This is a genomic window from Methylobacterium brachythecii (assembly GCF_014196345.1).
GTDB classification, from domain to species: domain Bacteria; phylum Pseudomonadota; class Alphaproteobacteria; order Rhizobiales; family Beijerinckiaceae; genus Methylobacterium; species Methylobacterium brachythecii.
On sequence record NZ_JACIDN010000002.1, the window covers coordinates 641,633 to 654,879 of the forward strand.

The 13,247-nt window shown below is 68.0% G+C and carries 10 protein-coding genes; 6 read left to right on the forward strand and 4 right to left on the reverse strand.

Annotation, left to right across the window (positions count from 1 at the left end):
- The first annotated feature begins 126 nt into the window (after positions 1–126).
- Entirely contained in the window at positions 127–1,335 is a 1,209-nt protein-coding gene (locus GGR33_RS07035) for a L,D-transpeptidase family protein (RefSeq protein ID WP_183503242.1), read from the forward strand.
- 190 nt (positions 1,336–1,525) lie between these two features.
- Complete coding sequence (locus tag GGR33_RS07040) at positions 1,526–2,425, forward strand: MBL fold metallo-hydrolase (protein ID WP_183503244.1); 900 nt, start codon at positions 1,526–1,528, stop codon at positions 2,423–2,425.
- Positions 2,426–2,438: 13 nt separating this feature from the next.
- Here the strand turns inward: GGR33_RS07040 and GGR33_RS07045 are convergent, their stop codons facing one another.
- Both GGR33_RS07045 and GGR33_RS07050 read right to left on the reverse strand, forming a co-directional pair.
- Positions 2,439–4,565: a protein-disulfide reductase DsbD family protein gene (locus tag GGR33_RS07045; protein WP_183503246.1), complete on the reverse strand. Its 2,127-nt coding sequence runs from the start codon at positions 4,563–4,565 to the stop codon at positions 2,439–2,441.
- 81 nt (positions 4,566–4,646) lie between these two features.
- Positions 4,647–6,530, reverse strand: a complete 1,884-nt coding sequence (locus GGR33_RS07050; RefSeq protein ID WP_183503248.1) for an AsmA family protein — start codon at positions 6,528–6,530, stop codon at positions 4,647–4,649.
- Between the two features lie 290 nt (positions 6,531–6,820).
- On the opposite strand from GGR33_RS07050, the gene GGR33_RS07055 reads away from it, so the two are divergent.
- The 3 genes from GGR33_RS07055 (at position 6,821) to GGR33_RS07065 (ending at position 8,872) form a co-directional block, all read left to right on the forward strand.
- Entirely contained in the window at positions 6,821–7,555 is a 735-nt protein-coding gene (locus tag GGR33_RS07055) for a CoA transferase subunit A (protein WP_183503250.1), read from the forward strand.
- Between the two features lie 103 nt (positions 7,556–7,658).
- Positions 7,659–8,318, forward strand: coding sequence for a 3-oxoacid CoA-transferase subunit B (locus GGR33_RS07060; RefSeq protein ID WP_183503252.1), 660 nt, complete (start codon positions 7,659–7,661; stop codon positions 8,316–8,318).
- Positions 8,319–8,464: 146 nt separating this feature from the next.
- Positions 8,465–8,872 (forward strand): HET domain-containing protein, encoded by a 408-nt coding sequence (locus tag GGR33_RS07065; protein WP_183503254.1) that lies wholly within the window; start codon positions 8,465–8,467, stop codon positions 8,870–8,872.
- A 106-nt stretch (positions 8,873–8,978) separates the two neighbouring features.
- Here GGR33_RS07065 and GGR33_RS07070 read toward each other — a convergent pair whose 3' ends face one another.
- Together GGR33_RS07070 and GGR33_RS07075 are read right to left on the reverse strand one after the other, a co-directional pair.
- The gene (locus tag GGR33_RS07070) at positions 8,979–9,866 is read right to left on the reverse strand and encodes an alpha/beta fold hydrolase (RefSeq protein ID WP_183503256.1); all 888 of its coding nucleotides are present in this window, start codon (positions 9,864–9,866) and stop codon (positions 8,979–8,981) included.
- A gap of 13 nt (positions 9,867–9,879) precedes the next feature.
- On the reverse strand, positions 9,880–10,707 hold the full coding sequence (locus tag GGR33_RS07075; RefSeq protein WP_246412881.1) for a trypsin-like peptidase domain-containing protein: 828 nt from the start codon (positions 10,705–10,707) through the stop codon (positions 9,880–9,882).
- Between the two features lie 518 nt (positions 10,708–11,225).
- Here GGR33_RS07075 and GGR33_RS07080 point away from each other — a divergent pair.
- Positions 11,226–13,103, forward strand: a complete 1,878-nt coding sequence (locus GGR33_RS07080; RefSeq protein WP_183503261.1) for a methanol/ethanol family PQQ-dependent dehydrogenase — start codon at positions 11,226–11,228, stop codon at positions 13,101–13,103.
- Positions 13,104–13,247: the final 144 nt, after the last annotated feature.

Here is a 13,247-nt window from a genome sequence, read left to right on the forward strand (position 1 = left end):
GGGGAAGATCGGCGTCATAAAGCCGCTCGCCACCTCTCAAATCCGCCTCAAAGCGCGGCCATTGATCGACGGCTCCGCCCTCACCTTGCGAAGCCCGCGCGATTCGCGTCTGTCCCGTGGCGGTGCATGCGACCCTTGAGCCGGATTTCCCTCAGCCTTCGACCGCTCCTCCGTCTCCTCGCCGTCTCGCTCTGCCTCGGTGGCGCGGCGCGGGCGCAGACGGACAAGGCGTCGGCGCCGATTCCGCCGGCGACGCTCGCGCTGATCAAGGCGAAGGGCAGCAGCGCCGAGGCGCCGATCCTGATCCGGGCCTACAAGAAAGAATCCGAGATCGAGCTCTGGAAGCGGACAGGCAACGGCCGCTTCGTCTTCGTGAAGACCTACCCGATCTGCCGCTGGTCCGGTCAGCTCGGGCCGAAGACCAAGAACGGCGACCGGCAGACGCCGGAGGGGTTCTACACCGTGGCCAAGAGCCAGATGAACCCGAACTCGCATTACTACCTGTCGTTCGACGTCGGCTATCCCAACGCCTTCGACAAGGCGCACGGCTATACCGGCTCGGCGGTGATGGTTCACGGCATCTGCTCGTCGATGGGCTGCTTCGCCATGACCGACGCCGTGGCGGGCGAACTGTTCGCGGTGGCACGCGAGGCCTTCGCCGGCGGCCAGGCGGCGTTTCAATTCCAGTCCTTCCCGTTCCGGATGACCGCCGCCAACATGGCGCGCTACCGGAGCGACACGAACATCGCCTTCTGGCGCCAGCTCAAGGAAGGCTCGGACCGCTTCGAGGCGACCGGCCAGGAGCCGGCGGTGAGCGTGGCGGCCGGCCGCTACGCCTTCGCGCCCCTGAAGGATAAAGACCAGGAGGCGCTGGCCGGCGCGCGGGTGAAGGAGGAGGCCGCGCATGTCGCCCATCTCGTCGAGGACGGGGCCCCCGCCATCCGCACCACCTATTCCGACGGAGGCCAGCACCCGTTCTGGGCGGCCCTGATCAACCGGGGCGTCCCCGTCGGGGAGGTCAGCCGGCCCGAGGCCCTGGCCTATGCGGGGCAAGAGGTCGTCCTGATCCCGGCGCGCCGCAAGCCGCCGCCGATCCTGCCTCTGCCGGAGGCGGTCTGGAGCGTCGCCATCGGCCCCGGCGCCCCGCTATCGAGCATCCGCACCCTCGGCTTCGTTCCCCCGCAGGACCGGCCGTCGTCCCGGTTCGACTTCGATCTGGCGTCGACTTACGCCGTCGGCCTGCCGCGGCTCGTAAGGGTCGCCTTGGACGACAAGGCCTCCGTACCCACATTCCGTGGAACCACCGCAATTGCCGACGCCGTTGCCCAATGGTGACACGGTCCGGGATTCGAGGTGGTGATATCCGGTGCGGTGTGCGGGCACGCACACGGACCGGAATGGCCGCCGACTATCTCTTCTCTATACATACTCCACAAAGGCACCGGCTCTCGTGGCCGCAGTTGAACCCATGTCGACGCGTCGGAAAGCGCTCGCCGGAAACGGCCGGAGCGACTGGTACACACGCATGAACGAAACGAGTTCCGTATCGGACGGCGCGCTCACCCTGCGTTTCTGGGGTGTTCGCGGCTCCACGCCGGTCAGCGGACCGGACTTCGTCGAGTTCGGCGGCAATACGCCATGCCTTGAGGTTCGCTGCGGCGAACGCCTGTTCGTGATCGATGCCGGCTCCGGCATCGGGCCGTTCGGTCGCAACGACATCGAGAAACTGCCGCAGGAGATCGACCTCCTGTTCAGCCACCTGCATCTCGACCACACCGCAGGCCTGCCGTTCTTTAAGCCCGTCGTGTTCGACGCGAGCCGCACGATCCATACCTATTGCGGCAACCTCGACGGTGCCTGCGCGGGCGAGGCGCTCGGCCGCCTGTTCTCGCCGCCGCTGTTTCCGGTCGAACTCGACGTGCTCCCCTGCAGCATCGAGCATCATGGCTTCAAGGCCGGCGAGACGCTGAGCTTCGCCGACGGCTCGCGCGTCGACACCATCCTGCTGAACCATCCGCAGGGCTCGGTCGGCTACCGGTTCGAGCATGGCGGCAAGCGACTCTGCGTGATCAGCGACATCGAGCATTCCGATCCATGGCCGGATGCGGCCCTGCTCGATTTCGTCCGGGACGCCGACCTCGTCGTCTATGACGGCATGTTCACCGAGGGCGAGTATTGCCGCTGCCAGGGTTGGGGCCATTCGACCTGGCAGAAGGGCGTCGAGCTGGCGCAGGCCGCCAACGCCAAGGCGCTGGCGATCATCCACCTTCACCCGGCCCATACGGACGCGCAGCTTCGGCAGGTCGAGGCGGACATGCAGGCCGCCATGCCGGCCTCCTTCATCGCCCGCGAGCGCCAGAGCGTCGACGTCGGCGCCGTCATGACCTCGGCACGCCCGCAACTCGCGCTGGCGCTGACGGCCTGAAGTCCGAGCGCAGCTAGCGCTGCGCCAGACCCGGCCGCTTCCCGATTTCCGCCAGCACGATCCCCTCGGTGAGGATCTGCGGCAGCACCACCGCCTCCGCCTTGCCGCGATAGACGAGATAGAGCGGCACGCCGCTGCGGCCGTAGCGCTCGAGAAGTGCGGTGATCTCGGGGTTCTGGTTGGTCCAGTCTCCGCGCAGCAGGGCGACGTCGTTGGCACGGAAGGCCTGACGGACGGGGTCGCGCGAGAGTGTGGTGCGCTCGTTGATCTGGCAGGTGATGCACCAGGCCGCCGTCATGTCGACGAAGACGGTGCGGCCTTCGTTGCGCAAGCCGTCGAGCCGCGCCTGGGTGAACGGCTCGAACCCGTCCGCCGTCACCGTTGCGCCGGCCCGGGCGCGATCCGCGTCGAGGGCGACGACGAGGCCAGCTGTCGCCACCAGGGCCGCAAGCGCCGCCGCGCGGGCGAGGCCGCCGCTCCAGCCGCCGGAGAGGTGAGCACGCTCCCAGGCCCAGGCGGCGAAGCCGACGAGGACGAGGCCGGAGAGTCCCGCCAGCAGGCCACTCGGCCCGACCTGCTGGGCCAGGACCCAGACCAGCCACGCCACCGTGGCATAGACCGGGAAGGCGAGGACGCCCTTGAGCGTATCCATCCAGGCGCCGGGGCGCGGCATCAGCCGCAGCGCGCCCGGCCACAGGGTCAGCATAAGGAAGGGCAGCGCGAGCCCGAGACCGAGGCTCGCGAAGACGACGAGCCCCACGGCCGGCGGCTGCGTCAGCGCGAAGCCGACCGCCGCGCCCATGAACGGCGCCGTGCAGGGAGTCGCCACCAGCGTCGCCAGGACGCCGGTGAAGAACGAGCCCTGGTATCCGGCACGCCGGGTCAGACCGTCGCCGAGCCCGGCAATGCCGCCCCCGAGATGGACGACGCCCGACAAGCTGAGACCCATGGCCAGGAGCCCGTAGGCAAGCAGGGCCACAACGATCGGCGATTGCAGCTGGAAGCCCCAGCCCAGCGTCGCGCCGCCGCCCTTCAGCGCCATCAGCAGCCCGGCGAGGGCGAGGAAGCTCGCCAGCACGCCCGCCGTGTAGGCGAGGCCGTGGATGCGCACGCGGCGCGTCGACTCGCCCGCCTGCTTCACGAGGCTCAGCACCTTGATCGAGAGCACCGGGAAGACGCAGGGCATCAGGTTCAGGACCAGGCCACCGAGCAGCGCGAGCCCGGCCGCGCTCCACAGGGTCAGCGTCTCTTCAGGAGCCTGCGCCGACACGGGCGCTGGCTCCGGCACCGCCGCCACCGCGGGCGCCGCAGCCGGGGCTTCGCCGATGGCGAAGGCGCGGCGGGTGCCATTCTCGCTGAAGGCGAGCACGCCCGGCAGCTCTGCGGGTGCGGCAGCGGGGTCGGAGGGTTTCAGCGCGAGATGCAGGCCCTTGTCGTCGACCGTCAGCGTCTGTGCCGCGGCGTTGTCGAGAACCGTCTCGCCGTAGGGGAAGAAGGCGGCCTCGCTCACCGAACCCGCCGTCAGGCCGGCATGGTCGAGATGCAGCACCAGCCCGTCGCCCTCGCGGGTCAGGCGCGACGGCCAGGGTGACGGCGTCGGCAGTGCCGCGCGGGCCTCGGCGAAGAGCGTCGCATGGGTCGGGTCCGGCGAGGGCGACGTGCCCGGCTCGGCGACCGGCAGGTCGAGGGCGAGATCGGAGGAGCCCGGGATGCAGATCTCCTCGCAGACGAGATAGGAGAGCTTGCCCTTGAGATGCAGCGGCTGGCCGGCGGGAACGTCCTTCGCCACGCTCAGCGGCATGAGCAGCGTGACCTCGCCCTCGTAGCCGTAGTTCATCAAGGTTTGGACCGGCAGCCGCTCCGGCACCGGCCAGTCGATGGCGCCGACCGCCGCGCCAGGCGGCAGCTCCCAGGCCATCTCGGGCGGCAGGCCGGAATCGCCGGGGTTGCGCCAGTAGACGTGCCAGCCCGGCTTCATCGCCATGTGGATGCCGACCGTCACCGTGGTGCCCGGCGCGACGGTCGCGGTCTCGGCGACGAGGCTCGCCCGGACGAGGTCCTTCGGCTGCTTCGGCACGAGCGCGACGGCCTCACCGAGGCCGGCCAATAGAAGGACGAGCGCCGCCAGGGTCCGCATCATCGCTCTTACCTACTCGAACTCGCCCATCCGGTGCACCTCCTTCCTACGCCCCCCGGCGCCCGGAAGTTACGCGCGAAAAGGTCACGGCGCGTAGGCGCGGACCTGCGTCGGCAGACCGGGAACCGCCAATGGAGCCGCACGCACCAGCGCCGCGAGCGGATCTGCGGCCTCGGCCTGTGCGCCGCCATGCACCGCGACGGCACTCCAGGGACCGGTGATCTCGAAGAAGGTGGGAATTGTCAGCGGGTCCGCTTCCGCCGTGCCCTTGCGCGGCAGCAAGGCGGCCCGCGCCAGGATCGTCCGCTCGGGCAGCGAGATCCGGCCGATCAGGCGCGCCGCCAGCACCCGCGAAGTCAGGCCGCCCTCCTCGATCTCGCCGATGCCGTCGGTGAAGGCGAGCGAGGCGGTGGCACGGTCGAAGGCGGTGCGGGCGTTGCGGCGGGCCAGCGCACCCGGCGCCAGGGCGCCGCCGCGATGGATCACGTCGGCGAGGTCGAGCCCGGCGATGCTGCCGCCATCGATCGCAGCGGCGGCGCGGCCGGTCAGCCGGCGCACCAGACTGGCGGCGTCGCGGCCGCGCCCGTCGAAGGCGAAGTTGCCCTGTGTCGCGCCAAGCATCCAACCGGATTCACCGAGGTCGACCAACAGGTTGCCGAGGTCGAGCCCGTCGAACATGCCTTGCGTCTTGACCTCGATCTCGTCGGCGGCGGCCCCTTCCGACTTAGAAAGGGCGAGGCGGCCCTTCAGCGATCCGCCATGCAGGTTCGCGCGGCCGAGCGTCACGTCGATGCCGTCAGCGCGCACGATCACGCTGGAGGCGAGATTTTCGAACAGGAGCGGCCCGAGCCGGGCGCTGCCGCCCGACAGCCGCAGGTCGAGGTCGCCCCCGGTCAGCGGCCCGAGCGCCAGCGGATGCTGGCTCCAGCCGTCGTCGCCGTCGAGGCCGGTGACGCGCAGCAGGCCGCCGAGGACTGGCGCGAGGTTGATCTCCGGCGCGTCGAGCGTCGCGCGGATCGAGGGGCGTCGGCCGCTCATCTCGGCAGAACCCGCGCCTTCGAGCACGGTGTTGCCGGCGGCGACCCGCATCGCGGGCATCCTGACGCCGTCCCGCGACGCCTCGAAGCTGCCCTCGATCGAGAACGCCTCCAGCAGGGGCGACAGGCCGATATCGCCGCCAATCCAGGCGAGGGTCTCGGGCAGCGAGCGGGTTTCCAGCCTGCCCTGGCCGGCCAGCGTCATGCCGTCCTGCAGGCTTCCGCTGCCATCCGCGCTGAGCGAGCCGGCTGGCCATGTCAGGGAAACGGCAAACGGCGTCTCGCGGCCGGCAACGAGATCGACCGGGCGCAGCGACGTGAGCTGGATGCGCGCCGAGGCGCCGTTCCAGGTCAGGCTGCCAGAGACGGAGGCCTGGGCGCTCCAGAGCGGCCAGGACAGGGCGAGCTCGACGTCGCTCGCGCGCTCCGGCCGGCCGTCGCGCGGGTCATGGCCGCTCATGGTGGAATGGCTGAGGATGATCCGGCGCGGATGCGAAACCTCGCCGCCGGACAGGCTCTCGGCGATGCGCTTGGCCGGCCCGGCCCAGCGGGCGTCGCCGTCGTTTTCCGGCAGCATCACATGCGCGCCGTCGAGGCTGAGCGAGACCACCTCGGCGCGGCCGAGGAGCAGCGTGGCGAGGCTGAGCTGCACCGTCAGGCTGCCGCCCTCGGAAAGCGCTGGGCCGTCTGGCCCGCCCGCTGTCAGCCGCACGTGCGAGAAGCCGATCCGAGGCAGCGGCAGCAGCGAGACCTCGGTCCGGCCGCGGGCGGTGAGCCCGATGCCATAGGCCTCGCGCAGACCCCGGTCGACGAAGCCCGCGGCGCTCGGCAGGTCGAGGAGCCACGGCACGCAGCCGCCGGCCAGCGCGCAGAGCGCGAGGCCGATCGCGGCAGCCGGGCCGAACGACTTCAAGATACGGCGCGGCGTCATGGCACTCCGTAAAGGGCGCACGATGGCACGGACGGTCCGGTGGGACCGGCGGGATGCCATCGAGCCGGTTTCGAGACGGCGCTCGACACAGATCCCTACCGGGTTCCGAGCGACGTGTCTCTTCGCTGCCGGCCCCAAGAGCCGTGTCTTCACAGCGTCCTGAGGATCAGGCATGCCGCCTCCTCACGCGCAAATGCGTCGCAGGTTTGACGAGACCCTTGCTGCTGTGCACATCAGGCACGCGCCCGCCTCATTGCGAGGGGCGGCCGGATCTTTCGAGGACGGTGTCGATGAAGAAGGTATATCCCGATCCGAAGGCGTCGCTCGAAGGCCTCCTGCGCGACGGGATGACGATCATGGCCGGCGGCTTCGGCCTGTGCGGGATCCCCGACGAGCTGATCGCCGCGATCCAGGCCTCGGGCGTCAAGGATCTCACCGTCGTCTCGAACAATGCCGGCATCGACGGCGTCGGCCTCGGCAAGCTGCTCGAGACCCGCCAGGTCAAGAAGATGATTTCGTCCTATGTCGGCGAGAACAAGGAGTTCGCCCGCCAATTCCTCGGCGGCGAGCTCGAGATCGAGTTCAACCCGCAGGGCACGCTGGCCGAGCGCATCCGCGCCGGCGGCGCAGGCATCCCGGCCTTCTACACCAAGACCGGCTACGGCACGCAGGTCGCCGAGGGCAAGGAGACCAAGGAGTTCGACGGCCATCACTACGTGATGGAGCGCGGGCTCTTCGCCGATCTCGCCATCGTCCATGCCTGGAAGGGCGATACCGAGGGCAACCTCGTCTATCGGAAGACCGCGCGGAACTTCAATCCGATGATGGCGACCGCCGCCGCGGTGACGGTGGCCCAGGTCGAGCAGCTGGTTCAGCCGGGTGAGCTGGACGCGGATCACATCCACACGCCGGGCATCTTCATCAAGCGCATCATTCACGTGCCGGTCCGCGAGAAGCGGATCGAGCAGCGCACCGTACGCAAGCGCGGGGACGCTGCTGCTGCCGCTGGTGGCGGTACGCATTGAGCGAGACATCCGGCCGGCAGGCCGCAAGCGCGAATGCGCGTCGCCGCTGATGCGGCGGGTCGTGCCTCATCGGCACGATGAGGCACACTCTAGGAGACCACCGATGGCCTGGACCCGTGAACAGATGGCGGAGCGTGCCGCCAAGGAGCTGAAGGACGGCTTCTACGTGAATCTCGGCATCGGCATCCCGACGCTGGTGTCGAACTACATCCCCGACGGCATGACGGTTCAGCTCCAGTCGGAGAACGGCATGCTCGGCATGGGCCCCTTCCCCTACGAGGGCGAGGAGGACCCGGACCTGATCAATGCCGGCAAGCAGACCATCACGGCGCTGCCGACCACGAGCTACTTCACCTCGGCCGATTCCTTCGGGATGATCCGCGGCGGGCACATCAACCTGTCGATCCTCGGCGCCATGCAGGTCGCGGAGAACGGCGACCTCGCCAACTGGATGATCCCCGGCAAGATGGTGAAGGGCATGGGCGGTGCCATGGACCTCGTGGCCGGCGTCAAGAAGGTCGTCGTGGTGATGGAGCACGTCGCCAAGAACAAGGACGGCTCCGAGTCGGCCAAGCTCCTGAAGTCCTGCGATCTGCCGCTGACCGGCACCCGCGTCGTCGACATGGTGATCACCGATCTCGGGGTCTTCACCATCGACAAGGAGGGAACGGGCGGCATGACCCTCGTCGAGCTCGCCGACGGCGTCACCGAGGACGAGATCAAGGGCAAGACCGAGGGCGCCTACACAGTCGCCCTGCGCTGAGGTCGCGTCCCGGCTCAGGACGATCCGGGACAGCCGCGTCCCGGCATGGCTAAGCAGGCATTAAGCCGACTCGGGCCATTGTTTCGAATACCGGAAGGGCGCCGCACGAGCGCCTCCCGACAGTGTTCGAGACGAGGGTGTTGCGTATGCGTAGTTCGGCGGCGACGGACAACGTCATTCCCTTTCGCCGGCCGGCCGGCCTGATGGCGAATGCGGCCCGCTCCGCGGAAAGCGTGGCGCTCGGAGCCCGCGGCCGCGAGCGCGCCCACCAGCGCAGCCTGATGGACGCGGTCTACGCCACCGGCACTATGGTGATCGCCGCCGACGAGCGCGACACCAAGCTCGTCGCCTCTCGCCTGCAGGTCTACGGCTTCCTCACCATCGAGGAGATCGCCGAGGACGGCACCGCGCGCCGCCTGCGCCCCTCCGAGGCCATCCGCGCCCGCGCCGAACGCCCCTGGCGGCTCAGCAAGGCCTCCTACGGCGCCGGCCTCTCGGTGACGATCCCCTCGGTGGATGACTTCCTGTTCGAGACGTCCGGCCTGCCGGCCTGAATGTCGACGGCGGAAACTCGCTCGGAACGACTCTCCCGGGCCGTTCGATCACGAAGGTGATCCGGCCCGATCCGCGCCTCGTCGAGGCCATCCCGACAGCCGCCGATCAGCCCAGGAACGCGCGCAGTTCCGCCAGAACCTCCTCGGGCCGCTCCTCCTGCAGGGTGTGGCCGCAATCGAGCGCGCGACCTGAGACGTCGCGGGCCTTCTCGCGCCAGGTCTCGAGTACGTCGTAGATCTGCCCGACCGTGCCCCTGGCGCCCCAGAGGGCTAGCAGCGGCGCCTCGATCCGCTTGTCGGCGTCGTCCGCGTCGTGCTCGAGGTCGATCCCGGCGGCGGCGCGGTAATCCTCGCAGATCGCGTGGATCGCGCCCTCGCTGGTGTAGCAGCGCAGGTATTCGGCGAAGAGCTCGGGCGGCGTCGCGCCCGGCGTCTTCGACTGCCCGTCGATATGCGTGCGCAGAAAGAATTCCGGATCGGCCGCGATCAGCTTTTCGGGCAACGGCGCCGGCTGGATCAGGAAGAACCACCAGAAATAGCGCGTCGCAAAGGCCTTGTCGGTGAGGGCGTACATCGTCGCCGTCGGCGCGATGTCGAACACCGCCAGCCGCTCCACCGCCCCCGCGTGATCGAGCGCCAGACGATGGGCGACCCGGCCGCCGCGATCGTGCCCGACGACGGCGAAGCGCTCGTGGCCGAGGCTGCGCATCACCGCCACGGCATCCGCGGCCATGGCGCGCTTGGAATAGGCCGCGTGACGCTCGCCGCCGGGCGGTTTCTCCGAGTCGCCGTAGCCGCGCAGATCCATCGCGACCACACTATGCCGCTCGGCGAGGCGCGGCGCGATCCGCCCCCAGGTGGCGTGGGTCTGAGGGTGGCCATGCATCAGCAGAAGCGGCGGCCCCGAGCCGCCGAGCGAAACGCGGATGCGCACGTCTCCGGCATCGATGTCGTGCAGGGCGAAGCCGGGCAGGAACGGGTCGGATTCGGGCAAGCGCAGTCTCCCGTCAGCGGGTCACGCGGCTCGCGCCAGCGATCGCCGTGATCTCCTGGCGGATGGCTTTGAGCAACTCGCCCTCGAACAGCAACGCCGACCCGTAGTGAAACTCGATGTCGAAGGGCCGACGCGAGTTCATCGACAGCGACGCGCTCTGCATCGCGAGCAGCCGGCCAGTCGGATCGAACAATCCGGACCCGGAGCCTCCGAATCCGTCGTTGCAATCGTGACGGACACGGCGGATCTCGTCCTCGCTCGGGGGATCGATCTGGCGGATGGAGCAGTTTTCGATGCTGCTCGGCCCGCGATAGTTCTCGTGGCCGCCTGGCGAGACCATCACCACGGGCCGATCGCCGGATCCGGCCGGCAGGTCCGAGGCATTGGGCACCGGCTGCGGGACGGCGCCCTCCGCCGGCTTGGCGAGGCGCAGCAGCGCCCAGTCATCGGTGATGTGGAGCGATCGCGCATCCGGCGGCGTGCCGAGGCGAAGGCTGCCCGATTCGAAATCGTGGTTACGGCCGGAGATCTGGAAGAAGCAATCGGCGACCTCGCGGGTCGTCTCCATCCGCCGGTTGCGAAAATTGTGCGCATTCAGGACAACGAGCGACCGATCGCCGATCAGCCAGGCCGCTGCGGCCTTTTGCGGCACCCCGTCCGGGCGCCGGCAATACAGGACTCCGGCGCCGGGATAGCGCCCGTTATCGGCACCCGTCATGTCGCGGCGGCCGTCATGCGGATAGAGCGCCGCCAGCGCCACCCCACAACCGAGCAGACCTGCGGCGCCGGCCACGCCCAGCGCCCGGACCGGACCCGCGAGATGTGGTGTTCGGTCGACCATGTTGCGCAGCGGTACGGCGATCCGCAGACGAATCCAAATCCTTTGGAGTAAATCCGGCCCAAACATCGCGCCGCAACGTAAAATATTGCGCTCGCGAAGATGTCGTGACGGCTCATGACTTCGCCGTCCGTCCGGCCGTTCGTCCATCGGCCCCTCTCCAAGAATGACCGGACGACCCGGCGCCGGCTGCTTCGCACAAGTGGTGCGACGGGGCCGGCGGACCGTCAAGCGCAGCCTATCTCTAGAGGGAGGTTACGCAATGCTCATGTTCCGAATGCCAATTCTTCCTGCCTACAAATGTCGAACCGTCTAAAGACTTTTGTCGAGGGTGCGGCCTAGAAATAACAGGACGAGAGGCAGTAATAAGTATCTCATAAGACGCAGCTAGACTTATCTCGATCTTATTGATTGAGGTTAATTAGCGAACTTCCATTGAGATCTGCTTCCGGCCTTTGAGGGAAATAGCCACGCATGACCGCGAGGTCGAAAGACGCGGCGGACAGGCTAGGAGACGCAGGATGAGCAGACTCTTAAGTTCGGTTTCTCTGTTGGCGGTGATGGCGCTCGCGCCGATCGCCGTGTCGAGCATCGCGGCTGCTGCCGACGACAAGCTCGTCGAGCTCTCGAAGAGCGATGAAAACTGGGTGATGCCCGGCAAGAACTACGACTCGAACAACTATAGCGAGCTGAAGCAGATCAATAAGAGCAACGTGAAGAACCTCCGGGTGTCCTGGACGTTCTCGACCGGCCTGCTCAATGGTCACGAGGGCGCGCCGCTTGTCGTCGACGGCAAGATGTACATCCACACCTCGTTCCCGAACTACACCTTCGCCCTCGGTCTCGACGATCCGGGCCACATCCTGTGGCAGGATAAGCCGAAGCAGAACCCGGCCGCCCGCGCCGTGGCCTGCTGCGACCTCGTCAACCGCGGCCTCGCCTACTATCCGGGCGACGGCAAGAGCCCGGCTCTGATCCTCAAGACCCAGCTCGACGGCCACGTCGTGGCGCTCAACGCGCAGACCGGCGAGACCGTGTGGAAGGTCGAGAACTCCGACATCAAGGTCGGCTCGACCCTGACGATCGCCCCCTACGTCGTGAAGGACAAGGTGATCGTCGGCTCCTCGGGCGCCGAGCTCGGCGTGCGCGGCTACCTCACCGCCTACGACGTGAAGACCGGCGCCCAGGTCTGGCGCGCCTACGCTACGGGTCCGGACAAGGACCTGCTGCTGGCCGACGACTTCAACGTCAAGAACGCCCATTACGGTCAGAAGGGCCTGGGCACCGCGACGTGGGAAGGCGACGCCTGGAAGATCGGCGGCGGCACCAACTGGGGTTGGTACGCCTACGATCCGGGCACCAACATGATCTACTTCGGCACCGGCAACCCGGCGCCGTGGAACGAGACCATGCGCCCGGGCGACAACAAGTGGACCATGACCATCTTCGGCCGCGACGCCGATACGGGTGAGGCCCATTTCGGCTACCAGAAGACCCCGCACGACGAGTGGGACTATGCCGGCGTCAACGTGATGATGCTGTCCGAGCAGAAGGACAAGGACGGGAAGATGAGGAAGCTCCTCACCCACCCGGACCGCAACGGCATCGTCTACACCCTCGACCGGACCGACGGCTCGCTGGTCTCGGCGAACAAGATCGACGACACCGTCAACGTGTTCAAGTCGGTCGATCTGAAGACGGGCACCCCGGTGCGCGATCCGGAATACGGCACCCGGATGGACCACCTCGCCAAGGACATCTGTCCCTCGGCGATGGGCTATCACAACCAGGGTCACGACTCCTACGACCCGAAGCGTGAAGCCTTCTTCATGGGCATCAACCACATCTGCATGGACTGGGAGCCCTTCATGCTTCCGTACCGCGCAGGTCAGTTCTTCGTCGGTGCGACGCTGAACATGTATCCGGGCCCGAAGGGTGACCGCCAGAACTACGAAGGACTTGGCCAGATCAAGAGCTACAACGCGATCACGGGCAAGTTCAACTGGGAGAAGATGGAGCGCTTCGCCGTGTGGGGCGGTACGACGGCCACGGCCGGCGACCTCGTCCTCTACGGAACGCTGGACGGCTACATCAAGGCGCGTGACTCCGACAACGGCGACCTTCTCTGGAAGTTCAAGCTACCGTCGGGCGCGATCGGCTACCCGATCACCTACACCCACAAGGGTGATCAGTACGTCGCCATCAACTACGGCGTCGGTGGCTGGCCGGGCGTTGGCCTGGTGTTCGACCTGCAGGATCCAACCGCCGGTCTCGGCGCGGTCGGCGCCTTCAAGAAGCTCGCCAATTACACCCAGATGGGCGGCGGCGTGGTCGTGTTCTCGCTCAACGGCAAGGGTCCATACGACGACCCGAACGTCGGCGAGTTCGTCTCCAAGTAAGTCGACCTGACGATGGGGCTCCGCCGGTCATCCGACCGGCGGGGACTCCCACGCGGAACGGCATGAGCGACGGCCCAGGGAGCGCCATCCCAGCCCGCGCGCCGAACCTCACAAGAAAATCTTTTCGAGGAAACGGGTTTCACA

What these genes read in the sequence shown, in the direction of transcription:
- GGR33_RS07035 (WP_183503242.1), top strand. Translation starts at nt 127, where the DNA reads ATGCGACCCTTGAGCCGGATTTCCCTCAGCCTTCGACCGCTCCTCCGT.
- GGR33_RS07040 (WP_183503244.1), top strand. Translation starts at nt 1,526, where the DNA reads ATGAACGAAACGAGTTCCGTATCGGACGGCGCGCTCACCCTGCGTTTC.
- GGR33_RS07045 (WP_183503246.1), bottom strand. Translation starts at nt 4,565, where the DNA reads ATGATGCGGACCCTGGCGGCGCTCGTCCTTCTATTGGCCGGCCTCGGT.
- GGR33_RS07050 (WP_183503248.1), bottom strand. Translation starts at nt 6,530, where the DNA reads ATGACGCCGCGCCGTATCTTGAAGTCGTTCGGCCCGGCTGCCGCGATC.
- GGR33_RS07055 (WP_183503250.1), top strand. Translation starts at nt 6,821, where the DNA reads ATGAAGAAGGTATATCCCGATCCGAAGGCGTCGCTCGAAGGCCTCCTG.
- GGR33_RS07060 (WP_183503252.1), top strand. Translation starts at nt 7,659, where the DNA reads ATGGCCTGGACCCGTGAACAGATGGCGGAGCGTGCCGCCAAGGAGCTG.
- GGR33_RS07065 (WP_183503254.1), top strand. Translation starts at nt 8,465, where the DNA reads ATGCGTAGTTCGGCGGCGACGGACAACGTCATTCCCTTTCGCCGGCCG.
- GGR33_RS07075 (WP_246412881.1), bottom strand. Translation starts at nt 10,707, where the DNA reads ATGGTCGACCGAACACCACATCTCGCGGGTCCGGTCCGGGCGCTGGGC.
- GGR33_RS07080 (WP_183503261.1), top strand. Translation starts at nt 11,226, where the DNA reads ATGAGCAGACTCTTAAGTTCGGTTTCTCTGTTGGCGGTGATGGCGCTC.